Source organism: Halocella sp. SP3-1 (assembly GCF_003953885.1).
Classification (GTDB): domain Bacteria; phylum Bacillota; class Halanaerobiia; order Halanaerobiales; family DTU029; genus Iocasia; species Iocasia fonsfrigidae.
Genome location: NZ_CP032760.1, coordinates 2,116,558 through 2,141,173, shown reverse-complemented (window position 1 = coordinate 2,141,173; position 24,616 = coordinate 2,116,558). Strand labels below are relative to the sequence as shown.

General features: G+C 33.4%; 23 protein-coding genes and 2 pseudogenes. 7 read left to right on the top strand and 18 right to left on the bottom strand.

All coding sequences use genetic code 11. From position 1 onward, the window contains the following. Positions 1 to 97: 97 nt before the first annotated feature. Positions 98 to 643: a GNAT family N-acetyltransferase gene (locus D7D81_RS10180; RefSeq protein WP_125989684.1), complete on the bottom strand. Its 546-nt coding sequence runs from the start codon at positions 641 to 643 to the stop codon at positions 98 to 100. A 306-nt stretch (positions 644 to 949) separates the two neighbouring features. Here D7D81_RS10180 and D7D81_RS10175 point away from each other — a divergent pair, with 306 nt between their 5' ends. After that, on the top strand, positions 950 to 1,228 hold the full coding sequence (locus D7D81_RS10175) for a phage integrase N-terminal SAM-like domain-containing protein (protein WP_164522208.1): 279 nt from the start codon (positions 950 to 952) through the stop codon (positions 1,226 to 1,228). 83 nt (positions 1,229 to 1,311) lie between these two features. Here the strand turns inward: D7D81_RS10175 and D7D81_RS10170 are convergent, their stop codons facing one another. Together D7D81_RS10170 and D7D81_RS10165 are read right to left on the bottom strand one after the other, a co-directional pair. Further along, positions 1,312 to 1,692, bottom strand: coding sequence for a hypothetical protein (locus D7D81_RS10170; protein ID WP_125989680.1), 381 nt, complete (start codon positions 1,690 to 1,692; stop codon positions 1,312 to 1,314). A 1,646-nt stretch (positions 1,693 to 3,338) separates the two neighbouring features. Continuing rightward, positions 3,339 to 4,124, bottom strand: a complete 786-nt coding sequence (locus tag D7D81_RS10165; RefSeq protein ID WP_125989678.1) for an N-formylglutamate amidohydrolase — start codon at positions 4,122 to 4,124, stop codon at positions 3,339 to 3,341. Positions 4,125 to 4,386: 262 nt separating this feature from the next. On the opposite strand from D7D81_RS10165, the gene D7D81_RS10160 reads away from it, so the two are divergent. Further along, on the top strand, positions 4,387 to 5,235 hold the full coding sequence (locus D7D81_RS10160) for a tyrosine-type recombinase/integrase (protein WP_125989676.1): 849 nt from the start codon (positions 4,387 to 4,389) through the stop codon (positions 5,233 to 5,235). Continuing rightward, a pseudogene (locus D7D81_RS20380) lies at positions 5,228 to 6,407 on the top strand (IS91 family transposase). The gene D7D81_RS10160 and the pseudogene D7D81_RS20380 overlap by 8 nt, the downstream one beginning before the upstream one ends. Before the next feature lie 283 nt (positions 6,408 to 6,690). Here D7D81_RS20380 and D7D81_RS10150 read toward each other — a convergent pair. The 4 genes and pseudogenes from D7D81_RS10150 to D7D81_RS20285 all read right to left on the bottom strand — a co-directional run bounded on the left by D7D81_RS10150 (position 6,691) and on the right by D7D81_RS20285 (position 12,098). After that, complete coding sequence (locus tag D7D81_RS10150) at positions 6,691 to 7,566, bottom strand: nucleoside phosphorylase (protein WP_125989674.1); 876 nt, start codon at positions 7,564 to 7,566, stop codon at positions 6,691 to 6,693. A 139-nt stretch (positions 7,567 to 7,705) separates the two neighbouring features. Continuing rightward, positions 7,706 to 8,239, bottom strand: a complete 534-nt coding sequence (locus tag D7D81_RS10145; RefSeq protein WP_164522207.1) for a 2'-5' RNA ligase family protein — start codon at positions 8,237 to 8,239, stop codon at positions 7,706 to 7,708. 210 nt (positions 8,240 to 8,449) lie between these two features. After that, the gene (locus tag D7D81_RS10140; RefSeq protein ID WP_125989670.1) at positions 8,450 to 10,426 is read right to left on the bottom strand and encodes a hypothetical protein; all 1,977 of its coding nucleotides are present in this window, start codon (positions 10,424 to 10,426) and stop codon (positions 8,450 to 8,452) included. Between the two features lie 376 nt (positions 10,427 to 10,802). Next, a pseudogene (locus D7D81_RS20285) lies at positions 10,803 to 12,098 on the bottom strand (IS110 family RNA-guided transposase). A gap of 380 nt (positions 12,099 to 12,478) precedes the next feature. Between D7D81_RS20285 and vapB the strand changes: the two are divergent. Both vapB and vapC read left to right on the top strand, forming a co-directional pair. Beyond that, positions 12,479 to 12,706 carry a type II toxin-antitoxin system antitoxin VapB gene (gene vapB, locus D7D81_RS10130; RefSeq protein ID WP_125989668.1) on the top strand — a complete coding sequence of 76 codons (228 nt, stop codon included), beginning with the start codon at positions 12,479 to 12,481 and terminating at the stop codon, positions 12,704 to 12,706. Then, positions 12,706 to 13,104, top strand: coding sequence for a type II toxin-antitoxin system tRNA(fMet)-specific endonuclease VapC (gene vapC, locus D7D81_RS10125; RefSeq protein WP_125989666.1), 399 nt, complete (start codon positions 12,706 to 12,708; stop codon positions 13,102 to 13,104). Before vapB ends, vapC begins: the two co-directional genes overlap by 1 nt. A 153-nt stretch (positions 13,105 to 13,257) precedes the next feature. Here the strand turns inward: vapC and ltrA (D7D81_RS10120) are convergent, their stop codons facing one another. The 6 genes from ltrA (D7D81_RS10120) to D7D81_RS10095 all read right to left on the bottom strand — a co-directional run bounded on the left by ltrA (D7D81_RS10120) (position 13,258) and on the right by D7D81_RS10095 (position 18,811). Then, positions 13,258 to 14,553: a group II intron reverse transcriptase/maturase gene (gene ltrA / locus D7D81_RS10120; RefSeq protein ID WP_125989664.1), complete on the bottom strand. Its 1,296-nt coding sequence runs from the start codon at positions 14,551 to 14,553 to the stop codon at positions 13,258 to 13,260. Between the two features lie 598 nt (positions 14,554 to 15,151). After that, positions 15,152 to 15,601, bottom strand: coding sequence for a PIN domain-containing protein (locus tag D7D81_RS10115; protein ID WP_125989629.1), 450 nt, complete (start codon positions 15,599 to 15,601; stop codon positions 15,152 to 15,154). Continuing rightward, on the bottom strand, positions 15,594 to 15,821 hold the full coding sequence (locus D7D81_RS10110; RefSeq protein WP_125989627.1) for a UPF0175 family protein: 228 nt from the start codon (positions 15,819 to 15,821) through the stop codon (positions 15,594 to 15,596). The genes D7D81_RS10115 and D7D81_RS10110 overlap by 8 nt, the downstream gene beginning before the upstream one ends. A gap of 207 nt (positions 15,822 to 16,028) precedes the next feature. After that, on the bottom strand, positions 16,029 to 17,342 hold the full coding sequence (ltrA, locus tag D7D81_RS10105) for a group II intron reverse transcriptase/maturase (protein ID WP_125989641.1): 1,314 nt from the start codon (positions 17,340 to 17,342) through the stop codon (positions 16,029 to 16,031). Between the two features lie 730 nt (positions 17,343 to 18,072). Next, entirely contained in the window at positions 18,073 to 18,486 is a 414-nt protein-coding gene (locus tag D7D81_RS10100; RefSeq protein ID WP_125989663.1) for a HEPN domain-containing protein, read from the bottom strand. Next, positions 18,476 to 18,811 carry a nucleotidyltransferase domain-containing protein gene (locus D7D81_RS10095; RefSeq protein ID WP_125989661.1) on the bottom strand — a complete coding sequence of 112 codons (336 nt, stop codon included), beginning with the start codon at positions 18,809 to 18,811 and terminating at the stop codon, positions 18,476 to 18,478. Before D7D81_RS10095 ends, D7D81_RS10100 begins: the two co-directional genes overlap by 11 nt. Before the next feature lie 540 nt (positions 18,812 to 19,351). Between D7D81_RS10095 and D7D81_RS10090 the strand changes: the two genes are divergently transcribed. Then, positions 19,352 to 19,618 (top strand): type II toxin-antitoxin system Phd/YefM family antitoxin, encoded by a 267-nt coding sequence (locus D7D81_RS10090; RefSeq protein WP_125989659.1) that lies wholly within the window; start codon positions 19,352 to 19,354, stop codon positions 19,616 to 19,618. Beyond that, positions 19,611 to 19,922: a type II toxin-antitoxin system RelE/ParE family toxin gene (locus D7D81_RS10085; RefSeq protein ID WP_125989657.1), complete on the top strand. Its 312-nt coding sequence runs from the start codon at positions 19,611 to 19,613 to the stop codon at positions 19,920 to 19,922. The genes D7D81_RS10090 and D7D81_RS10085 overlap by 8 nt, the downstream gene beginning before the upstream one ends. A 195-nt stretch (positions 19,923 to 20,117) precedes the next feature. Here D7D81_RS10085 and D7D81_RS10080 read toward each other — a convergent pair whose 3' ends face one another. The 5 genes from D7D81_RS10080 to D7D81_RS10060 all read right to left on the bottom strand — a co-directional run bounded on the left by D7D81_RS10080 (position 20,118) and on the right by D7D81_RS10060 (position 24,545). Further along, entirely contained in the window at positions 20,118 to 20,555 is a 438-nt protein-coding gene (locus tag D7D81_RS10080) for an L-2-amino-thiazoline-4-carboxylic acid hydrolase (RefSeq protein WP_125989655.1), read from the bottom strand. Between the two features lie 17 nt (positions 20,556 to 20,572). After that, positions 20,573 to 20,878, bottom strand: a complete 306-nt coding sequence (locus D7D81_RS10075) for a DUF2087 domain-containing protein (RefSeq protein WP_205739164.1) — start codon at positions 20,876 to 20,878, stop codon at positions 20,573 to 20,575. 149 nt (positions 20,879 to 21,027) lie between these two features. Next, the gene (gene ltrA, locus D7D81_RS10070) at positions 21,028 to 22,341 is read right to left on the bottom strand and encodes a group II intron reverse transcriptase/maturase (RefSeq protein WP_125989641.1); all 1,314 of its coding nucleotides are present in this window, start codon (positions 22,339 to 22,341) and stop codon (positions 21,028 to 21,030) included. A gap of 597 nt (positions 22,342 to 22,938) precedes the next feature. Next, positions 22,939 to 23,799, bottom strand: coding sequence for a PhzF family phenazine biosynthesis protein (locus D7D81_RS10065; protein WP_125989651.1), 861 nt, complete (start codon positions 23,797 to 23,799; stop codon positions 22,939 to 22,941). Positions 23,800 to 24,026: 227 nt separating this feature from the next. Next, a complete protein-coding gene (locus D7D81_RS10060; RefSeq protein WP_286169537.1) occupies positions 24,027 to 24,545 on the bottom strand; it encodes a GNAT family N-acetyltransferase in 519 nt (172 codons plus the stop codon). Positions 24,546 to 24,616: the final 71 nt, after the last annotated feature.

Below are 24,616 nucleotides of genomic sequence, written 5' to 3'. Positions count from 1 at the left end.
CCGTTAGGGTAGGCTGGTTTTTAGCCGTAATGGGATTGTAAAGGAATGAGCCGTCCCCATTAGATTAATTATCTTTAGAACGACACACTCAAATTTTTTATTCTAGGACATCACTTACCTTCAATCTCCAAACCATATGATCAGCACCTTCTCCCCAATAATTCTTTAAATGATACTCTGGACCTCCAAACTTCTTAATCCATATCTTCTGTGCAATTTTATATCCACTATCAAAACAAAACTCTTTTATTCCCTTGTTCTTTAATTCATTAAATATATGAATTAACATAATATTTCCTACACCTTTTCTTTGATACTCAGGATGCACAAAAACTGTTCCTATCTCTACTAGATCTTTTAATTCTCCATTCGTACATGTAATTATTAAATCATTAGATGGTCCATACTCAATAGAACCAACTATCATATCATCTATTGTAACTATAAGAAAATATCTTTTTTCACCATTACTTTCTATATCTTGATTTAAGCATTTTCTTTTATCCTCTATCTCTCCTTCCAAAGTTTCTACTAAATCAGCAATTCCATTTCTTTCAAATGTATCCCTAATTACAAGTTCAAAAAACTCATTTATGGAATCTATCTCTTCAATTCTTGGTCTTCGAACCACTAAATTCTGCATGTCATTTGACTCCTTAATTTATAATCAATACTTTACATTCACCAATCATTATCCACTAAAAAACAGGCTCATTCTTTCATATACGTATAGGTTTGCCGAAGTTCAGGGGGCCTTAGATAGCTCTTATTTAGGTACCTGAATTTAGGTGGAACGACGACAGGAGTGGAACTGGCAATACTGTGTTGAACAAAACTGCTGACGCAGTGGCTTTTTCCTAGCATAATATATAATTCCTCAAATAAGTCTATTTAATTTCACCACATCTTTATGTAAAATAGAATAAAAAATTTTAAGGAGATGTGGTTTATGACAGTTTTTAAAGAAAAAATGATTCAGGACATGAAGTTAAGAAATTTCAGTAGTAGAACCCAGGTTTGTTATCTCAGACATATTGAACATTTTGAGAAGTTCTTTGATTCTGATGCTGATTCTCTTAATTCAGATCATATCAGAGAATTTCTTGCTCATGCCATTGATATAAGAAATTTAAGTATAGGATATGTTAATCAGGCATATAGTGCTCTCTGCGCTTCTTTTTTGAGTCAACACATAGGGGTATTTCCTCAATTGTATCTCATAGTTTAGCAGATTTGAAAAGCTCAAATCATATTTATTATTATTGATTTGAGTTTTCTTTTTGGTTCAATTGCGGAAATACTCCTGATTTGTTATGTGATGTGTCCTAGTTGCTTTAATCTAACTTCAAAAATACATGTTTCATCACCCTCTAGTACCGATAACATTCTATTTATTTTAACATTATTTTTCCCGAATATATTTTCCCAGTTATATTTTAAACTCAATTCTGAACACATACATATATGGGGAGATTTGATCAAATTTTCTTGAACAAGATCACAACCACAATTTTGATATATTATTTCAATTTTTTCACTAAATATCTTGTATTTAAAATCAGAAAAACTATCTTTTAGTATTTCTAGAGACTCTTTTAAAGATGAATTTTCATTTTCAAATGCTTCTTGATATATTTTTAAAGAATAAGAATCAGAACAACTTTTTGCACATTTCTTAAGAAAACAGTTCACTTCTTCATTGTTTTCTTTCTCAATATACTCATTTACTCCTTTAAACCAAAACTGTAAAAATCTATCTTTTGTATCTATTTTTTATACCTCCTATCGGACAGTCGGGTAAGTAGGAGGAATTGCTCCCTCTTCCTCCCCTAAGAACCGTACATGAAAGTTTCCCCTCATACGGCTCAAGTTATTTAAAACTATCCGTTACTAGCAGACAGCAAGCTGTTTCTTTTTAACCTATATATTTTTTTTAGGAACCTATTGGGTTTACTCAGTTTTACATCTTAGCCAGTTCGTATTACCTTAGATTCTACCTTTACCCCGGAGCCCTCATCCACTTCTCGCTTACGGGGCTGAATGTGCTTCAGGAGTACGGTCTCCTTCTGGCCTAAAGATTTCTCTGTGTACACTTCACCTAGTAGTTACCTATTTTCGGTGCAACACTCGATACGGGTGACTGGTTAGGTCTTGCCCGACAAAGACTGACCTGTGAAAATCCATTCAACGACTATTGCTTTGTTCCAATAGACAGCGAGGTAGCAATAGTTCACCTTATGTCTGGCTCTTTATTTCAACCTTACCATCGGGTTTACTTACGTTGGATCCTTCACTCGATTTCACTTTGCAAGAAATATCAAGCTTCTTGGCGTTCTAACGTCCCGCAGGTTTACGAAGTCCATCAGACTTAGATACCTCTTATCTTAGTCTAATGGATTTGGGTGCAGCGTAGGTCGGGATAGAAACCGGGTGCGCGCACTTTAGAGTCCGGTGGCTATTCTAGTCAGTTTCCCACTAAGCCGCAGTCCGGCTCTCTTTATCACATTTCCCGGAGCCTCCCTACAATCCCGGACGGTCGGATTTCCCGAGTCCGGTTTTGACCTTGGTTACAATCACAACTTTGCCTTTCCATATTACCCCAGACTTAAATGTTGGCAACCATATACATCCATGAATATTATGGTTTACATAAGCTGCTAGTTCAATTATTCGTTGCTCTCCTCAAGTAAGTCTTGAGTTAAAACGACTTTGAACGACCAAGAGCCCAGAAGTCCTTCGCCTTGTCACGGCGTTACCGCTTCAAGAGTATGATGCTCCATACTTAGAAAGCCATTACCCTCCCATCTTCGCTACTACGACCTCATGCGCTAATCCTAAGTCCTCCTGACTACTTCGTGTCTCTTATAAGCCAGGTCTTTGCCAGTTGTGACCATCCTGGCTGGAAGTAGGATCTTCCCGACGTTATCTCTACAGTCCTTATATGGTTGCTTGGACCCCTATCCCGCAACGTTTCTTTGGTGCTATTACCCGTTTCTTCCCAAAGAACTTCGGCCTCATGTGAGTTCCGAACCATTCGGCACGTTGATCATTCCTGCTATGCAACTTCCGCTAGGAGTTTATTTCGAGACTGCAGTCATTTGTTTATCTTCAGGCCCCCATACTCGCTAGACCCCCTGGCTGCTCCCACCGCTGAAATTTCAGGGCGGCTGGGCCGTTTACACCACGCAATGAATATGTGGTTACCCACATAAACTGTGGCATCACTACATGTCTGAATCGGGCAATTGACATGGCGGGACTTTCACCCGCAGGACAGTAGCCTTGTCGGCTGCTATCCGGAACCGTAAACCTTGCTGTTAGGTGAAGTGCGGACTCATTTACATACACTCTTTATTTAATTCATTTTTAATTTTTCTAAAAACTCTTTTTAGTTTTTCCTTTGTATGAGTAAATAACACATCATCTTTATTTCGCAGTTCTTCTTCTCCAAAAAATCGGTCTTCTATATATTTAGTATATCTTAATTCAATTTGTATAGCTTCAACCCCGTCTATAGTACTATAATGAGAAACTATATAACCTCCTCTTAGGCCTTTTTCATCAACTTTCACTTGGAAATTTTCCGAGATAAACGCTTTATAAACTATATCTAAAACAAATTCAGAACAGGTGTTACCTTCCTTAGTCCCAAGTACTACATCAGCAGTAGATTGTGCATAAAAGCTATGTAGATCAAATAAATACACTTTATCCAATTTATTTAAAACTCTATAAATTTCACTTTTTAAAGTAGAATGATATGGCAAATAAATATCATTAATTCTTTTTTCAATGTCTTCAATTAGTAATGGTTCACAATATATATCTTTATTAAATGTTGTTTTCATATAAATCAACGATTCTGTATAATCTTTACCATGTAATTCTTTATCTATATTTCTATTTACATCAATAACATATCTGCTGTAATTAGCAGATACAGTAGTAATATCTAGCTCTATTAAAAAATCGTATAGTTCATTTAAAAACCAGTCATTATTTGTTAATATTATTTCATCTTTCATTTTCTTTTTCATTTCCCTTATTATATACGAAGATCCATGAGGAATACTTGCTATTATATTGTTTTTTCTATTACTTTTTTCTATTGATACTGATTTCAATTATTCTTCACTTCCTAACTATCTTAGCATTTCACCTAACGTATCCGTATTTCCGAAGTTCAGCAACCCTTAGATAGCTCATATCTTGGGTTGCTGGATTTGGATGCAGTGACGAAGGAACGAAACCGGCAATATATTGTTGAACAAAACTGCTGACGCAGTGGCTTTTTCCTAACATAACATATAATCCTCAAATAAGTCTATTTAATTTCACCACATCTTTATGTAAAATAGAATAAAAAATTTTAAGGAGATGTGGTTTATGACAGTTTTCAAAGAAAAAATGATTCAGGACATGAAGTTAAGAAATTTCAGTAGTAGAACCCAGGTTTGTTATCTCAGACATATTGAACATTTTGAGAAGTTCTTTGATTCTAATGCTGATTCTCTTAATTCAGATCATATCAGAGAATTTCTTGCTCATGCCATTGATGTAAGAAATTTAAGTACAGGATATGTTAATCAGGCATATAGTGCTCTGCGCTTCTTTTTTGAGTCAACCCTTGATCAACACTGGGATATTAAGTATATTCCCAGAGCTAAAAAACAGAAAAAACTCCCTGTTATCCTCTCCAAAAAAGAAATTCAGGCTGTTTTTGATAGGGTTAATAATCTTAAACACAAGGCTATCTTCTACACTATTTATGGTGGTGGGTTACGTGTTTCAGAAGTTGTTAGATTGAGAGTTAAAGATATTGATAGTTACAGTATGAAAATTATTGTTAATCAGAGTAAGGGCTATAAAGATAGACATACCCTCTTGTCAAATATTAATCTTGATATTCTACGTGATTATTACAGAGAATATAAACCTCAATACTGGCTTTTCCCGGGACAAAATCCTGAGATTCATTTGAGTTCCAGAACACCACAGAAAGAATTTCGTAAAGCCAGAATTGATGCGGGTATTGCAAAAGAGGCCTCTCTTCATACACTGAGACATTGTTTTGCTACTCATTTGCTTGATGCTGGCGTTGACCTTGTATATATTCAACAACTCATGGGACACGCCAGCATCAAAACAACTAGCTTGTATCTCCATTTAAGAGATACAAGAGTGCTTAAGATAAAAAGCCCCCTTGATACCTTAAGCTATGATAAAAATGCCTGAGATTCAGGACATTTTAATCCAATATTGGGATGAGTTTAAAAAGAATTTTCCTGTCCACCATAATGCCTTTAATGTTATACAGGCTTTGATTAACTGCCGTACTTCTGCTTTGGGTGCACATATTGATAAGTGTGTAGAATGCGGTCACTTAAGCATCTCATATAATTCCTGTCGTAACAGGCATTGTCCTAAATGTCAGGGCCTTGAGCGAGAACAGTGGATTCTTAAACAACAGGCTAATATGCTTAATGAAAAGTATTTTCATGTTGTTTTTACTGTTCCTGATGATTGATTTTAATTCTGTTGCTCTTAAAAATCAAAGAATTTTTTATTCGCTTCTCTTTAAGGCCGCTTCAGAGACATTGCAGGAACTTGCTCTTGATAAAAAATATCTTGGTGCACAAATCGGCATTACTGCTGTTTTGCATACCTGGGGACAGACTCTTTCTTTTCATCCTCATTTACATTGTATCATACCTGCAGGGGGATTATCATCTATTAATCAATGGATTAAGTCAAAAAATAATTTCTTTATGCCTGTTAAAGTTATTGCTAAAAAGTTCAGAGGTAAATTTCTGGCTTTCTTTAAAAAAGAAGTGTTAGCAGGTAATATTAATTTTTATGGTGATATTGATTTTTTAAATGATAATAGAAGTTATCAGGGTTTTATTGATACTTTGTACAATAAAAATTGGGTTGTCTTTTGTGAAAAGACTTTTAAAAATGCTTTCTATGTTGTTAACTATCTTGCTAAATATACTAATCGGGTTGCTATTGCCAATAGCAGAATTGTTAAAGTGAAGAATCATCAGGTCACTTTTACGTATAAAGATTATAAGGATAAAGATAAAGAGAAATTTATGACACTCCATGTCTTTGAATTTATCAGAAGATTTCTTATGCATATCCTACCAAAGAGATTCAAAAAGATCCGTTACTTTGGTATTATGGGCAGTCGAAACTGAAAGACCAAACTTCTTTTATGTAAAAAACTTACCAGTACAAAGATTATTGAATATATTAGACTTCCTACTGATCAGCTTATTGAAAAACTCGGTCTTGAAATTAAAAAGTGTCCTGTATGTGGTTGTCATAAATTTGTTACTGAAGATGAGTTACCCAGAAACTTTAAAGGTCCTCCAGATCTAATTCTTAAATTTTATAAAAATTGACTTTATGGGGAGGGGGAACTTGCATCCCTGGGTTGCTATTTTTTAGTTTTTTTCTTGTTATTTCTTGGGTTCTTATTTATGTTTATATCTTTTATTTAATTTTAAGGATTTGAAGATTTATTAAAAATCCATAGATTAATATCTTGAGCGCCGCAGCTTCGTTCAACAAAGTATTTCCTCAATTGTATCTCATAGTTTAGCAGATTTGAAAAGCTCAAATCATATTTATTATTATTGATTTGGGTTTTCTTTTTGGCTCAATTGCGGAAATACTCCTGATTTGTTAGACGATGTAACCCGCCACAAACTTAATACACAAATCAATAGCCTTTTTTCTATCATTATTGAAACTTTTAGAACCCCAGTTCCAATCCTCTTTATCATCTAAATTATGTTTATCTGATACTATAAGTATGGATACTGCAGGTATCTTATAATAAGAACAAACCGCTAGCAAAGCAGATGATTCCATATCTATTCCTAAAATACTTTCTTCTCTCCAACTCTTTTCTTTATTTATTGTTTGTCTATAAACTGCATCTGTACTAACTGTCTTACCAGTAAATGTTTTTTTCTCATAATGTTTTGTAAAAAAATTCTCAGCTTTATGCAATAATTCTATATCTGGTTCAGAATTAATCCCACTTTTTAAATAATGATAAGAAGTTCCTTCTTCTCTAATTACTTCTTTAGGAATTATTAAATCTCCTACCTCTAAATCTTTCCCAATTCCTCCACACATCCCAAAGATAACAACTCTTTTTGTACCCATTGCAATAATAGTTTCTAGTGTATCAATTGCGGCAGGCGAACCATATCCTCCTTGAATCAAATTAAGATCTTCATTATTTTTAAATTTTAAACATTTTGGATTATATAAAAATCCAGGTAATTTATCTATTAATATAGATGTGTCATAATTTTCTTCAATATATGGTATAGCTATGCCTGTTTCAAATAATAATGTAGTATTACCTAACTTAATATTGTGATTCTGATATCCATGAGAACTTTTTATGTGTTCTTGGGCTGAGATAATTGTTTTGCTATCGTCATTTGGATTAAACCAATCTTTTATTTTTAACAGTCCTTTCCCACTAGGGTTATTTCGTCTAACGTCCCTGGTGTTCCCGAGGTGCTCGTGCTGTAGGCCTGTCACAAAGTTTGCGCCAAAATACTAACCTCATTTGTTGCAAACTTTGTGACAGAGAGCATGTCCTGAAAGGTAGCCATGGTCTTTGGCGTAATGGGAACACCATGTTATACGATGAACCACAGCTCTTAAAATTAATAATCTATCAATTTTCTAATTCAAATTTATATCTTATTTCTGCAGGAAAATATTCTACAATTGCAATAGATTTTACTTTGACTGTCATAGGTTCATATTTTTCGATAAGCTGTTTAATCCCTTCAGAAACCTTTTCTTTTGATAAATTAATTCCTAGTGTACAATGAGGGATCCATTTTTCTGGAAGATAATAAGGTGCTTGTACATTTTTATATTCATTAATTAAATCATGAATTTTTTTATGTATATACAAAAGTTTTTGAGTAACTACTACACCTAAAAATATTACCCCATTATTATTTGGAAATGTCCCGATATTTTCCAGCTTAATATTAAAAGAACTAAGATCCTTTATAAATGACTTCATTTTATCTTTTAATAAATCAAGTTTAACATCTTCAAAAGCAGAGATAGATATATGTGGAGTACTATTTATATTTAACATATCAACATTGATACCTTGCTCATCTAAAAATGTCCACAATTTTCTTATTTCCTTTTCGCTTTCTTTGTCAAAAAACAACTCTATAACATAAGGCATATATAACCCTCCAAAAATAATTGCATGTAAAAAAATATGCTGTGGTTTTTCGTATAACGTATCCGTATTGCCGAAGTCCATCAACCCTTAGTTAGCTCCTAACTTGGGTTGATGGATTGGGGTGCAGAGACGAAGGAACGAAACCGGAAATATATTGTTATCAGAAGTTCATTTTTTCACCTCATATATAAATAAATCTTGGTATTAGTTTCACTCTTTTTTTATTACATTTTTATAATTAAATTGATTAATATTAAATTCAAACTCAACATCTTTATCAGGTGAATACCATATTCCTCTGATCTGCTCTGCAGAAAAAAATGATCCATAAAATTGTCCTGTAGATTTATTACCTCTAAATTCTTTTAGTCTTACTTTTCCATACTCATCCATAGTACCTTCTATTCTTATTTTCTTTTTATATTTATTATAATAATAATAACCAGTTACCTTATTTTCTTTTTTCTTAAGCTTCATTGTTATAGGATAGTTCCCTATTTCCCCAACATAATCAAATTCAAAATCTTTACTAATCTCATCTGGTAAATTAAAATACAAATCTTCGTCTTTTATTTTAAAAAAGGGATCTATTTCCTCTGAAACTTCTTCTCTGACTTCATCACTATAACTATAATAATAACCGTTAATTGTACTTTGATTTGCTTGATAAAATTTAATAGATTCCCGATAAAAATCATTGGATATTAATGATTTAAACCTATCATAAAAAAGTGAATAACCTATATGTCTTGAAAGTCTCACTGGTCCCTGATGTACTATGGACATTTTATATACTATACTATCTTTTATTTCCCTAGATGACTGATTAAAATCTGCCACTTTTAATGCTTCTTGCCATAAGTCAAAATCCCCCTTAATTGAGCTATCACTTATTTTTTTTATTAAATTTAGTAATCGTTCTTCACTATAGCCTATATTAATTTTATTTAATTCATTTAAAAAATAATTTTCAAGATTAGAAATATATAGATTTCCTTTTATAAATTTGTAATCCACTTCACTAAATTCATAATTTAATGTAGGTAGCTTGTCATATTTATTTTTTAAATATTTAGCGTCAACATGAATAGGAGGACTTGCTTTAATATCCTTAAATTTATCATAGGGATATTCTGGCAAAATATTATTGTTCCATTTTTTTGCAAATCGGTTATACTTTTCTTGTACCCTTTTCCCATAATAATTAAATAATTCATCAGCCCTTTCATCTTCAGTACTTAATTTATCCAGTAACCTTAAAATATTAGCTGTAGCCAACATACTGAAAACTTCTCCTCTTCTATGTGAAAATTTGCAAACAGTCCATAATTGTTGTTCATAAGCTTCCTCAAAACTTAATTTACTTTCATATCCATAACTACACCTTCTACTATCTAAACCTCCTAATTTAACAAACCCTTGTTTTTCAATATCTTTATCTTCAAAACTAAATTCATAATAAACACTATTACTTTCTTTTATCTTCCAAGTGAAATTTGTTTGCAAAAAGGCCTGAATATATATCTCTAAAAAATTATAAATTAAATCTTTATCTACTATCTTTACTACTAAATCATAAAATGTAGTTAGTATTCTTAAATTTTTTACAGGGTCTAGGCAAATGTACTCCACTATTTCTTCCCAAATCCAGGGTACCCCAGGCCAAATTTCATTATGTGATAGATATATAGGATATGTAAAATGAAATATAGATATAATTTGAGACTCACTTAGACTATTAATATATTCAGTAGTTATATCAGTGAAACTTTTTTCTCTTATATAGCCGCCATAAGATTTAACTAAATCAATTAATTCATATAAAGAACGGCTAATTAAATTACTAAGTGCACTATCTCTAAATTCTTTTTTATAAAGACCATGACTACCAAACTCATTATCGATATATGATTTATTTGGCTTCATTCCTTTTGATAATAATAATTTTATCAAATCACGATTAATTTTATCATAATTATAATGATCTGAACCATGTGAAAATAATCGATTCCAGCGAATCATATTTATATTAAATTCTTCCTGTTCTATTATTTTTTTTACTTTATTTAAGTCTTGATTTGTTACAGCTCTATAGAATTCATCATAAATATCACTTTCTGCAAAAGAATGATTTCCACTAATTGTTAAAACTGTTACTAATATGAACATTACTAATAATTTTTTCATTTTGTTTATCTCCTTACTTTACTGATATATTAAAAATTAATTTCTGATAACGTACCAGGGATTTCCGAAGTTCATGAGGTTTAGAGCGACCGCTGTTACCGAATGAATTTGAGTGCAGCGATAGCGGAACCTTAAATCCCATGTTATACGTTGTAGTGGCTCCCCCGTAATTAACCAACAATTTATTGACAAAACAATGAATAATGGTATATACTATGATATATACTAACACTATTCTATTAAGTCCAGCTAAGAAAAGTCAATAGCTAAATTGAAAAAAATTAAAAAAGTTTTTTCAGAAAAATAGGTAACTTTAATAGAACTTGATCAATTAGTGAAAAAGTTAAAAAATGTAAAACTATATTTCTGAGTATTTTTATGCAGCTTGTAGTTTAAACTTGGTATATTTCAGACAATGCTCTTCTGGAGTTCTAATCTCAAAAGGTTTGTTATCTCTCAATATTGCAAATATGATGTTGCAAACTTTATGCATAACAGCTCCCAGAGCAACCATTTTGGGTTTAGATTGACATTTCTTGAGATAATAACTTCTTAAAACAAGATTAGTATCTCTGCCTTTACGGTCTCTAGATATTGATTGTAATGCCATTGTGAATATGTTCTACGTGCTAGCCTGGATCCTCTTTTAGAGATCTTGACATTCGTACCATTAAAGTTACCAGATTGCTTTACTTCTGGATCTAGACCAAAGTAGGCATACAACTGCTTAGGTTTCTGGAAGGCTGAGAAGTCACCAATCTCACACATAAGAGTGACTGCACTCAGGAAGCCAGCACCTTTAAATGATTCTATAAGATGAATTTGTTTTACAAAGGGTTCATCTTCATGGGTGTCTACAAACTGGTGCATCTGTTCCAGCAAATGGTTGATTTCAGCATCATACTTTTGTATGAAGCCAATATAGTGTTGAATAAGATAAAAGTTACTGTCTACAGCATGACCGAATACAGAGGCTTCTCTAGCAGCCTTAGTTAATTTTTCATACTTCTTAGTAGCAGTACTAATACCTTTTCTAGAAATCTTTGCAATAGAAGCAATTAGCTTTTCTTTGTTGGCAGACAAGATGTTTTGTGGTGTAGTATATTCCTGCAAGATCATCAGAGAAGTTTTTCCAGTAACTTTTGAGAAGATTCCAAGAAACTGTGGAAAAGCCTCTAAGTTGTCCTAGAAGTTTATTGACATAAGCGGAACGACTATCCACAAGATTGAAGTATTCACGGGTCAAATTTCTAAGATTAAGAACCAGGTCAGTTGGAACCAATGAAACCTTGAGATTAGGATTTAATCCTAAAAGAGCCGCCTTTTTTGAATCAAACTTATCATTATGCACTTTCCTAATGTTCAAATTTCTGCTAGAATTAGAGATGAGCGGGTTGATGACAAAAACATCAAATCCAGCTTCTTTGAGGTAGCAGAAGAGTGGGAAGTGATAGATCCCAGTGGATTCAAGAAAGATGCGAGCTTTCAACGAATTCAACTCTTCTGCTTTTTTTATTTTTAAAACAGCAGAAGCAAGAGAATCTAATCTGTTGTGAATAATTTTAAATGGTTTTCCTAATAACTGTTGGTTAGGCAAAGTCATAGACATCATGCTAAAATCAGCACCAACATCAATACCAACAGATAAATAAGGATTAAATTTATAAGACATGATAAATGCTCCTTTCGAATAGGCATCCATTTCCAGACAATAGTTACACAGCCTAGCATGTGATACAGGTATAGCACAAAGGCTCCCAACCAGCCGAATCATAAATAGCTATTGAATGGATTAATTGACTTCATTACAGGTATCAAACAGTCGTAGCTGTTTTCCCTAGGAGGTGACCATTCATACTCCTATTCAATATATAAATATACCTTATGAAAAGTCTGGTGTCTAGAGGAGCCACTTGTACACGATAAAATGAATAAAAATACAATGTAATCAAGTTGGAAGATAGGAGGTTAAAATCCTTAAACCAACTTTGATATAAAAAACCGCATAGCTTTATGCTATGACTATATTATACTAGGAGTGTGATTAATTTTATGGATATTGCAAAATTATTTAAAAATGGTAGAAGTCAAGCTGTCCGTCTTCCAAAAGAATATAGATTTAATGGTTCTGATGTTTATGTGAAAAAGTTTGAAGACATTGTTCTCCTTATTCCTAAAGATAGCAAATGGAATTCTTTAGAAACTAGTTTAAACTATTTTTCAGACGATTTTTTAAACGATCGTAATCAACCCAAAATACAGGATAGAGATGATTTGTAATGAAATATATGCTTGATACTAATATATGTATTTATATAATCAAAGAAAAGCCTGAAAAAGTTATAAACAAATTCCACACCTTAGATGTTGGTGATGTCTGCATTTCTTCCATTACTTTAGCTGAACTAGAATATGGTGTTGAAAAAAGTCAATACACAGAACGAAATAGACTTGCGCTTGCCGGGTTTCTTTCCTCGATCGAGGTATTACCCTTTTCTGATAAAGCTGCTTCTGAATATGGTAGGATTAGAGCTGAATTAGAAAGGCAAGGCAATATAATAGGTGCGTATGATTTAATGATTGGAGCACATGCTCTGTCTGAAAACATAACTCTTGTTACAAATAACACTAAAGAATTTCAGAGAATTAATAACTTGTCCCTCGAAAACTGGGCTTAATAATCTCTCGTACTTTGCCACTATTGCGTATAACGTACCAGGGATTTAAGAAGTTCATGAACCTTAGCGGTCAAGTAAGCGGGGCTTTACAACCCCAACTCCTCACAGAACCGTACGTGCCCTATTTAGGCATACGGCTCTTCACTCGATTATTCACCTAACATAACTAGCACCAGCACCTAATCTATATAAATTTACTTTTATTCTTGGCTTGACAATAGGATATTTCTCCAAGAATATTTCGAACTTCTCCCAGTCAAAGCTTTTCTTTTGACTGCGTCTGTTTAACCATTTATAAACTAGCTTTTGAACCTCATCATACAGGCTATCAATACTTTTGCTGTTATCTGATACTGCATAATAGTTGTATGTTCCTGTTAGTTTTCTGTTTAACTTCCTCATTAGTTCTTTTACTGGAAGAGTTCTATTATATTTTAGCCAGGATTTACATCTCATTATACTACGATGATATCGCTTATTACTTGTCTTTCTCTTTAGTCGTTTGATTCCATCCTTACATTTACCCATATAATGGGTAAATCCAAGAAAATCAAATGTGTCATTGTCATCATCAGCAGATACATTTACTATCTTAGTTTTCTCTTCTGATAACTCTAAACCGAATTTGGATATTCTTTCTTTCATTGCTTTATAGAAGTATTTTACATCTTCTTTATACTGTAGGCAAAATATTATATCATCTGCGTATCTCACCATGTAAGCTTTACCCTTTAACTCTTTACGCATTGTTTTATTAAACCATAGGTCAACAACATAATGTAGATATAAATTCGCCATAATTGGAGAACAGACTCCACCTTGCGGTGTTCCTTGTGGAGTGTCATATTTTATTCCTGCCTCCATGACTCCAGCCCGAAGAAGTCTCGATATGAGTCGTTGTATATTAGGATCTTTAATTCGATGGTCAATGAATTTCATCATCCACCCGTGGTCTACATTATCAAAGAATCCTTTAATATCTGTATCAACTACATAGTTAATATCATCTCTGTTAACTATTCTTCCTAATATTCTCAAGGCATCATGACAGTTTCTTCCTGGACGAAAACCAAATGAACATTCAAGAAAGTCTTCTTCATATATCGCATTTAGAATCTTTGATAGTGCCTTTTGAACTAGTTTGTCTTCGTATGCTGGAATCCCTAGCGGTCTCTTCTTCCCATTTTCTTTTGGAATATATACCCTTTTCGCAGGTAATGGCCTATATGCCCATCTTTTCATTCTAGCTATTAAGCTCTTAACATTCCCTGGAAGATTCTTTCCATACTCCGCTTTTGTTACTTCATCTACTCCAGCTGCTTTGTTTCCAGCTAGTTCATGATGACATTTGACTATCAATTCATAATTAATTAGATGTATTAGTGATGTAAATCTTTCATTAGGTCTATTTCTAGCTACTTCAGCTATTCTTGCAAGTTTCGTTTCCACATTTTCACCTATCTCTGTGTATAGAATATGTTTCCCTTTTAAGATTAATCTTGTGTAATCGCCTTCCCATCCACAGGCATTACTCTGCTTCCTCGGTACTATGCGATTATCCGACTCCCTGTAATATTAGATGTCCTTACTTTGTTATCGCTTGGTTACATCCTATCTCTCTGCGTAGAAATTACAGGGCCTCCCAAGTTAACAATATCATATCTATGTATAGCATGCGGAGGTCTCCGACCCCGGGGTGTTATTGTATTCTCGCTTATCGAATACTATAATGTTGCCTTCTGCTCAGTCGACAGCATCGGCCTTTCCCAATCTCCAAGATTTCGAGGCTCAATCCCTTCAGCTAAATGCTTACCGCCTACTACCTAACTGTTTACGCTTAACATCTATGGTTACCCAATAAATGTCCAAAACTCGCTATGAGTGGTTTGCTAAACCTTCCTCAGTAGGAATCCCACCTACTATATGATATGCTCTTTTCTTGGCGCACCGACTGCGCTTGGCGAATAAATTTGGTGCGTCATTTTTCACTTTCATAATAAAAAAGCACCCCCTGTGTAAATACGCTGTTATCTGAAGTGCTGTTTGCTTACATATCATACTTTAATAATTCTTTTTCTAATTCTTTTGAAATTCTAAATCCTGTATTTTTTAATTTATCTAAAACTTCATTTGTAGAAGATATTATATTTTTCTTTCTAGCATTAATTATAACTCCTAATGTCCCTGTTATCTTCATATTTAATTTATTTGCCAACTTCCTTGCTTTTAAATCATCTAATATAGCAACATTATCATCTATTTCTAACGCCAAAGCAATTGTACTTGCTTCTCCTAAATCAACAAAATTCTCCATCAGTTTCAAATATTTTTTATCTTTTACTTCTCTAATGTCTATCCATTTAGGAACAGCTTTTCCAAATTCCTCAGAAACTTCTTGAGTAATAATTATAGAACCATAAAGTTCTTTTAATATAAATAACATATCAATGTTATCTAATACAATTAAGCAGCTTGTATTTGATATAAATTTAGGCATTTTCTATATCTCCTTTTAATTCTTGAACACTATAATTAAAAACAGATACATTGTAATTTCCTAATAACTCTATAAAGGTCCTTTTGGACACACCAGCTAATTCAGATCCCTCACCTAAAGATAATTTACCTTGCTCATACAATTTTGATGCTATAAGTAATTTAGTTTCTTTTTCATTTAAGTCAAAGAAGTCTGGTACTCTTAATGATATAGTTTTCATATCACACCGCTCCTCTCTTTTTACTAAATATTACATTCTTATTATATACTTTAGAAGATAAACTATCAATATTTAACCAGTACATAATAATACTATCGCAACAGCATTTGTCGAGTAGAAGGCACCTCACGATGCCGAACCCTCACAGATCCGGACGGGCCCAATTCGGGCATCCGGCTCCTCACTCCATCTCACATAAAATCAAAACTATCCATATATATTTACACATATTCTTGCTTTTGGTATGTGTTTATCAATTATATATTTCTTAAATTTCTCCCATATAAAGCTTTTCCTCTGACTTCTTCTATTCAACCATTTAAATAGTATTCTGATAATTGCCTGTCTAAAATTATCTATAGACTTACTATTATCTGTTATTCCATAATATTGATAATGTCCCCTCAACTTGGATTTAACCTTATCTACTATTTCGTTGGTCGTCAACATATTCCTCCTTAGCTTTATCCATCTTGTGAATTCTACTATCTTGGCGTTGATTTTTTTCTTCATCGTCCTACGTTTTACCCTAAATCTACCTTTTCTGCTTGTACTACAGTAGTGAGTAAAACCTAGAAAGTCAAAGGTTTCCGGTTTGCCTCTACCTAATCGTCTGCTGTTACTGGCTGCAAATCTACCAAATTCTATTATCTTGGATTTATCTTCTGCCAGTGCTAAACCGAATTTTGCTAGTCTTTTCTTTAGTACATGAAAGAATATCTCTGCTGCTCTTTTGTATTGAAAGCAGCATACATAATCGTCAGCGTATCGCACTATCTCAGCTTCACCGTTGATACGATAATGTTTGCCAATTATCCCCATAAACCATAGGTCTAGTACATAATGAAGATATATATTTGCCAGTAATGGAGATATTATTGCTCCCTGAGGTGTTCCCTGCTCAGTTGCTGTGAGTTCCCCATCTTCTATTATTCCAGCTTTGAGAAACCTTACTATCAGCCTTTTTATATTCGGATCTGCTATATTTACTCCTATAAATTTCATTAACCATTCATGATTTACATTGTCAAAGAATCCCTTTATATCTGCATCTACCACATAGCTGATTTTCTGCTTTTCTATTACTATGTTTAGCTTCTTTAAGGCGTCATGACAACTTAGTCCTGGTCGAAATCCATATGATATGTCCAGAAATATGGCTTCATATATCGGCTCCAGTATCTTCTTTAATCCCAGCTGCACTAGCTTGTCTTCATATGCTGGTATCCCTAGAGGTCTTACTTTTCCTTTTCCTTTACCTTTGGGTATATATATCCTTCTTACTGGCTGGGGTCTATATGAGTGTGTTTTTAATTTTTCCACAAGAGCACTTATATTCTCTTTTAAGTTCTCCTCATATTCTGCTTTAGTTACTTCATCTACACCTGTTGCCTTACCAGCTTCCAATTCTTGATGACATAACAGCAGTAATTCCTCATTCAGTAAGTGATACAGTGAAGTGAATACTGTCTTTGGATTTTGTTTTGCTTTTATTGCTATCTTTGCTAATTTTGTTGACATTATTTATCCACCCCTGTGTGTGGTTAATGTGTCCTTAACAAATACGATTTCGTGCAGTTTTCCTTTTCTCCACCGGCATTACCCGGCTTCATCAATACTATGAAAACTGTCCGACTCCCTGCAACCTTCAGCATTCTTCCTTTTTATCAGTTGTTTGCTATACTTCTTTTCAGAAGAATTGCAGGGTCTCCTGAGTTATCATATAGTCATTGTATAACATGCCTGGCTCTTAGACCCCGGGGAGGTTTTAAGAAACTAGCCATTAATGTCTCATAAAATGTTGCTTTCCAGATATCTGAAACTGTCAGCCTTTCCCAACTGTACGATTTCGAGGCTCAATCACTTTCAGGCCTATTACCTAACTGTCTACACTTAAATCAATAAATCACTTTATTGACTCCAAGACTCGCTACTGATGATTTGGCTTAATCTTATCAGGTAGGATTTCCACCTACTAAACTATATACCATTGCTCAGTCGTACCAGATAACGTACCAGGGATTTAAGAAGTTCATGAGTCTTAGGGCGACGCCCTTAGGCTCATGAATTTGGGCGAAACGTAGTGGAGCTGGAAATCCCATGTTATGTGATGTATGCTGCCAAGCAGGACAGATTGGGAGGTCCGAGGAGGGACCCGATCTGTCCTGCGCTTTAACCACGTTATTAAATTTATTACTTCTTCCTAATCTTTATTATAAACAAATTTACTCACATATGTATTACATTAATATCAATCTATAATATCTTTAACTACAGCAAAAGCATTTCTTGCTATTTGAAATGCCTGTTTACTTTCATCAATATCAAAATCTTCATAATCACCAGGATATCGGGCATTAACAGCAAAATCATTTAGCATATCAGCATTTTCACCAATTTCTCTGGAGCTATCTGAATCCATTTTATCTTCACATAAATTAAGAAGATAATGAATATCATGGCTTCTTTTGAAATCAATTTGATTAAATGTTAGAATCGATTTCAAACATTTTTCAACACATTGTTGACTATGAAAGCCTATAGATGCAGTTAAAAATTCAAGCCTTTCTTCAGATGAATCTAATAAAGTTTCCGCTGCTATTAAATCTTCTTTAGCTTTTTTTAGCCAGCTTTTACTAATCTCTTTTATTTCTTTATTTTTCATAAATTAGTTCACCTTCCTGGTTAATTCTATAGGGAAGAGTTCCTATAATATTTTTATGCTTTTCCATTTTTTCACGCGAATACACTATTATATCAATAGGTATTAATCTATCCTTTAACAAGCTACTGATCTTTCTTTGTATTTTTCTTGCGGAATCATTACTGTCGACAACAAAGAATAAATCAATGTCACTTTCACTGTCATAGTTATTTATGGCATATGAACCAAACAGATATATTTTATCAGGAGAAACTTCAGGAACCACTTTATTTTTAATGTCTTCCAGATATTTATTAATTTCTGTTTTACTATTTATTTTTTCCATTTGATGTTTCCCCCTTGATTTTTTCTTTTCTAATTACAGTTATAATTATATCTTAGATATAGTGAAAATAAAAGCAATTATTTCAAGTTGAATATTATATAACTGCTTTTGCTTTGTTATTTAAAACCGCTAAAATAAATTTTGATTAAGTTTCTGAAATAGTTATCTCTCAAATATAATTTTTTTCTTAACGTCTTTTATGCCTAACTCTAAGTCGAAAAAGTAGGAGGTGCCTGCTTTTTCGACTTAGACCCGCGAATGATTTTTTATACTCCCACATAATAAGCAGTCTGCAGCATATTTCACATAACGTCCCGCAGGTTTACGAAGTTCAAGTGTCTTACATAGCTCTTATGTTAGACACTTGAATTTGGGCGAAACGATAGTGGAGTCTTAAACCCCATGTTATATGACGTTGAACATTATACTTCCAATTTCTTTTTACTTGTATTTTATAACTTTATTTACATATTATTAATTTATATTTTATCTTAATTGTGATATAATAATAACAACATTAATGATAAAGGAGTTGTTTTTATGCCTAATATTAGACCCGTTTCTGACTTAAGAAATAATTTTAAACAAATATCAGAACTATGTCATGAAGAAGGCGAACCAGTATTCCTAACTAAAAATGGTAAAGGTGATATGGTTGTTATGAGCCAAGCTTTATATGAAAAACAAAAAGCTCTATTAGAATTATACCAAAAATTAGGAGAAGCTGAAACTGAAAGTGAATCAAATACAAACAAAATCTCCCATAGACAATTAATGGATGAAATGAAGGCCAAGCTAAATGTGTAAAAAATATAATATTAATTATCTTCCTATTGCTCGAAAAGATTTAATTGATATTATAGAGTATATTCAAGAAGATAATCCTAATGCGGCATTGAAATTTCTAGACCAAATTGAAAAAACTATTTCTAAATTAGAAGACTTTCCGTATATGGGGGCTACGCCTAAAGATACTCTTATCCAATATAAAGGCTATCGCATTCTAGTTATTCAAAGCTATTTAGTCTTCTATGTAGTAAAGGAAAATACATTAGAAGTCGAGATCCGTCGGATCATTCATGGAAAACGAAAATATGATTTTTTGCTTTAAGTCCTTTACTGGGCTTATTTTTTTATCCATATACCCCCGGTTCAATGTCATATAACGTATCCGTATTGCCGAAGTTCATGAGCCTTAGCCAGACTTGGCTTAGGTTCATGAATTTGGGTGAAATGACGTCAGGAATGGAACCGGCAATATTTTGTTATCTGATGTAGCCGCAACTCCCCCGTTGTATGCCTTAATTTATTTATCGGTTTTCTTTACATATTCGTGAATACAGCAATCATCTTCTTGCATAAAAGATTTTGAAATAATAAGTTCCATATTTTGATCATATCCCTTGGCTATAGCGAAATCTTGTTTACACTTAAATCTAGAACCTATTTCTGGTCTTCCTAATGACTGAAAAATATCAGCAATCATACATTTATTTGTTTTTATAATTGCCTTATTCTTAGAATCTAATATTACTTCTATTTCCTCGGAGTCATTTTCTAAAAAATGTTTGACATAATTACTCGGGTTAATATTAGGATAATCATTTTCTCTAAGTTCTTTCCCATAATCATATGCAGATTTATATAAAGCTTTTTCAACAATTTCTAAAGCTTCTTCTCCATAATTTTGCTTCAAACTATCGATAACACTTATTACATCATCAGCTTCCCAACCTGAACTCAATTTATATCACCTCATATTTACATTCGCTCATTTACCCAATAATATTTACAGTCTCTAGTTCTTTCCATAAATCCATAATCAATTAAATGTCTTCTAATAGTAGCATAATCAGAATAAATCTCTTTTAACTTTCGATTAATTTGCTTATAATCATATTTTTTACTTGCTTCAAAATTTTTCATTATGTATTTTAAAACAATAACTTTTTTCTTCTCTTTACTAGGTAAAGTGCTGAGTATTTCATTTCCGTTTTCTACCTTAAAATAATTTATAAATACTTTTTCACTTTCTTCTTTGGTAACTTTGTATTTATCTTTAATCATAGCAAGCCCCCTCTCAAATAACATTCAAAAAATACAAACAAGCGGCTATTTGTCGAGTAGAAGGCACCTCACGATGCCGAACCCTCACAGATCCGGACGGGCCCAATTCGGGCATCCGGCTCCTCACTCCATCTCACATAAAATCAAAACTATCCATATATATTTACACATATTCTTGCTTTTGGTATGTGTTTATCAATTATATATTTCTTAAATTTCTCCCATATAAAGCTTTTCCTCTGACTTCTTCTATTCAACCATTTAAATAGTATTCTGATAATTGCCTGTCTAAAATTATCTATAGACTTACTATTATCTGTTATTCCATAATATTGATAATGTCCTCTCAACTTGGATTTAACCTTATCTACTATTTCGTTGGTCGTCAACATATTCCTCCTTAGCTTTATCCATCTTGTGAATTCTACTATCTTGGCGTTGATTTTTTTCTTCATCGTCCTACGTTTTACCCTAAATCTACCTTTTCTGCTTGTACTACAGTAGTGAGTAAAACCTAGAAAGTCAAAGGTTTCCGGTTTGCCTCTACCTAATCGTCTGCTGTTACTGGCTGCAAATCTACCAAATTCTATTATCTTGGATTTATCTTCTGCCAGTGCTAAACCGAATTTTGCTAGTCTTTTCTTTAGTACATGAAAGAATATCTCTGCTGCTCTTTTGTATTGAAAGCAGCATACATAATCGTCAGCGTATCGCACTATCTCAGCTTCACCGTTGATACGATAATGTTTGCCAATTATCCCCATAAACCATAGGTCTAGTACATAATGAAGATATATATTTGCCAGTAATGGAGATATTATTGCTCCCTGAGGTGTTCCCTGCTCAGTTGCTGTGAGTTCCCCATCTTCTATTATTCCAGCTTTGAGAAACCTTACTATCAGCCTTTTTATATTCGGATCTGCTATATTTACTCCTATAAATTTCATTAACCATTCATGATTTACATTGTCAAAGAATCCCTTTATATCTGCATCTACCACATAGCTGATTTTCTGCTTTTCTATTACTATGTTTAGCTTCTTTAAGGCGTCATGACAACTTAGTCCTGGTCGAAATCCATATGATATGTCCAGAAATATGGCTTCATATATCGGCTCCAGTATCTTCTTTAATCCCAGCTGCACTAGCTTGTCTTCATATGCTGGTATCCCTAGAGGTCTTACTTTTCCTTTTCCTTTACCTTTGGGTATATATATCCTTCTTACTGGCTGGGGTCTATATGAGTGTGTTTTTAATTTTTCCACAAGAGCACTTATATTCTCTTTTAAGTTCTCCTCATATTCTGCTTTAGTTACTTCATCTACACCTGTTGCCTTACCAGCTTCCAATTCTTGATGACATAACAGCAGTAATTCCTCATTCAGTAAGTGATACAGTGAAGTGAATACTGTCTTTGGATTTTGTTTTGCTTTTATTGCTATCTTTGCTAATTTTGTTGACATTATTTATCCACCCCTGTGTGTGGTTAATGTGTCCTTAACAAATACGATTTCGTGCAGTTTTCCTTTTCTCCACCGGCATTACCCGGCTTCATCAATACTATGAAAACTGTCCGACTCCCTGCAACCTTCAGCATTCTTCCTTTTTATCAGTTGTTTGCTATACTTCTTTTCAGAAGAATTGCAGGGTCTCCTGAGTTATCATATAGTCATTGTATAACATGCCTGGCTCTTAGACCCCGGGGAGGTTTTAAGAAACTAGCCATTAATGTCTCATAAAATGTTGCTTTCCAGATATCTGAAACTGTCAGCCTTTCCCAACTGTACGATTTCGAGGCTCAATCACTTTCAGGCCTATTACCTAACTGTCTACACTTAAATCAATAAATCACTTTATTGACTCCAAGACTCGCTACTGATGATTTGGCTTAATCTTATCAGGTAGGATTTCCACCTACTAAACTATATACCATTGCTCAGTCGTACCAGATAACGTCCCTGGGGTTTAAGAAGTTCATGAACCTTAGCCAGACTTGGCTTGGTAAATGAATTTGGATGGAGCAACAGCGGAATCTTAAACCCCATGTTAGCTGAAGTACTTTACGGGAAATACCTATTACTTGAAATTATCACAGCACTTCCTCCAACATAAACCTCATTAATTTTATTACCATCATATTTTAATTGAACTTTAATCTTTGAAGGTCTCTTCATACTGTATCCTTGCTCTATGGTGAAGTTACCATTAAATTTATTCCTTAAATAGTTCATCAAGTAACATGCCAGTGCACCGTTTGATGTTCCTGTTGCTGATTCTTCATCTATTCCATACCTTGGTGCAAAATTTCTCGTATGTGCTTCGCAACCATTTATGGTATCTAAACTGAAAGCATGAATTCCTACTACATTATACTTTTTGCTAATTTCTTCTATCTTTTGAATATTGGGTTTTAAACAAAATAATGTCTTTAAATCCTTAACTGGTAAAATAATATCTTTAAGTCCTGTTGATACAACTTGTATTGGCATATCACTTATATAATTCTTGACACTACTTTTAAAGCAATTCTCAATTTCATCCTTATGTATTAATTCAAAATACTCAGGTGTATTCTGTTCCATGTAAATACATCTTTCTTGAATCTTAATCTTCAATACTCCTGCCTTTGTTTCTTGTATATAATCGCCAATATTAATAATGCTTAGATCCCTCAATAAATTAAAAGTTGCAACAATAGCATGTCCACACAAATCTACTTCATCAACCGGTGTAAAAAATCTAATTCTAAAATCCGCCTTACTAGACTTCATTATAAAAGCGGTCTCAGAGTAACCTATTTTTTTTGCTATATTTAGCATTTGTTCTTCATTCAATGAATCTGCATTTAATACAACTCCAGCTGGATTGCCACCGTTAATATCTTCCGTAAATGCAGTTGCTTTATAAATCATATTTGTCATAATCTCAACCTTCTCCAATCAGCTAGTAAAGTATTTCAGCTAACGTTTATGTATTGCCGAAGTCCATCAGACCTTAGATAGCTCCTATCTTGGTTTGATGGATTTGGACGAAATGACGCCAGGAATGGAGTCGGCAATATTTTGTTAGGTGAAGGTGTGTACGGAAGCATAAGGTCCACTTAGACTTCGCCGTGATGCCTTCTTTATCTTGCTTCTAATCTATATATTTACTGAAATAATAAATCCTTACGTAAAACATAATCTGTCTGTTCATCATCTCCCATTACAAATGAATGCTGACCAAACTGATAAAATCCATTCCTCTTATAAAAACCTAATGCTTTTGCATTGTTCTCCCAAACACCTAACCATATATACTTCTTTCTACTCTCTAGGGCCAAGTCTATAGCCTTCTCAATCAAGAAACTTCCACAACCACTTCCCTGAAACTCCTTCTTGACATATATTCTTTCAAGCTCAATCGATTCTGAATCATTTATATCTGTCTGTGCCATATATTCATTCAACTTCAAGTATCCAGCTAATTTATTGTCAATATACAGGAAGAAAAACTTCGAATCACCATTCATCAGTTCTTCACTCAATACATCTCTATTAAAAGCCCTATCTAAATACTCTTTCATATTAGCTTCGGTATTCATAGCACCAAATGTCTCGCTGTAAGTTCTAATAGATAACTCACGTAAATCGTCTAAATCTTCAATATTACAAGCTCTAAGTTCCATATGCATATACCCCCTCCAAATCTATAACTAGTACACACTTTCACATAACGTTCCGCAGGTTTACGAAGTTT

Coding starts and splice junctions, on each gene's coding strand:
- D7D81_RS10140 (WP_125989670.1), bottom strand. CDS start 10,426: ATGAAAAAATTATTAGTAATGTTCATATTAGTAACAGTTTTAACAATT.
- D7D81_RS10175 (WP_164522208.1), top strand. CDS start 950: ATGACAGTTTTTAAAGAAAAAATGATTCAGGACATGAAGTTAAGAAAT.
- vapC (WP_125989666.1), top strand. CDS start 12,706: ATGAAATATATGCTTGATACTAATATATGTATTTATATAATCAAAGAA.
- D7D81_RS10090 (WP_125989659.1), top strand. CDS start 19,352: ATGCCTAATATTAGACCCGTTTCTGACTTAAGAAATAATTTTAAACAA.
- D7D81_RS10180 (WP_125989684.1), bottom strand. CDS start 643: ATGCAGAATTTAGTGGTTCGAAGACCAAGAATTGAAGAGATAGATTCC.
- D7D81_RS10095 (WP_125989661.1), bottom strand. CDS start 18,811: ATGGAAAAAATAAATAGTAAAACAGAAATTAATAAATATCTGGAAGAC.
- vapB (WP_125989668.1), top strand. CDS start 12,479: ATGGATATTGCAAAATTATTTAAAAATGGTAGAAGTCAAGCTGTCCGT.
- D7D81_RS10160 (WP_125989676.1), top strand. CDS start 4,387: ATGACAGTTTTCAAAGAAAAAATGATTCAGGACATGAAGTTAAGAAAT.
- ltrA (WP_125989641.1), bottom strand. CDS start 17,342: ATGTCAACAAAATTAGCAAAGATAGCAATAAAAGCAAAACAAAATCCA.
- D7D81_RS10100 (WP_125989663.1), bottom strand. CDS start 18,486: ATGAAAAATAAAGAAATAAAAGAGATTAGTAAAAGCTGGCTAAAAAAA.
- D7D81_RS10110 (WP_125989627.1), bottom strand. CDS start 15,821: ATGAAAACTATATCATTAAGAGTACCAGACTTCTTTGACTTAAATGAA.
- ltrA (WP_125989641.1), bottom strand. CDS start 22,341: ATGTCAACAAAATTAGCAAAGATAGCAATAAAAGCAAAACAAAATCCA.
- D7D81_RS10075 (WP_205739164.1), bottom strand. CDS start 20,878: ATGATTAAAGATAAATACAAAGTTACCAAAGAAGAAAGTGAAAAAGTA.
- D7D81_RS10060 (WP_286169537.1), bottom strand. CDS start 24,545: ATGGAACTTAGAGCTTGTAATATTGAAGATTTAGACGATTTACGTGAG.
- D7D81_RS10145 (WP_164522207.1), bottom strand. CDS start 8,239: ATGCCTTATGTTATAGAGTTGTTTTTTGACAAAGAAAGCGAAAAGGAA.
- D7D81_RS10085 (WP_125989657.1), top strand. CDS start 19,611: ATGTGTAAAAAATATAATATTAATTATCTTCCTATTGCTCGAAAAGAT.
- D7D81_RS10115 (WP_125989629.1), bottom strand. CDS start 15,601: ATGCCTAAATTTATATCAAATACAAGCTGCTTAATTGTATTAGATAAC.
- D7D81_RS10065 (WP_125989651.1), bottom strand. CDS start 23,799: ATGACAAATATGATTTATAAAGCAACTGCATTTACGGAAGATATTAAC.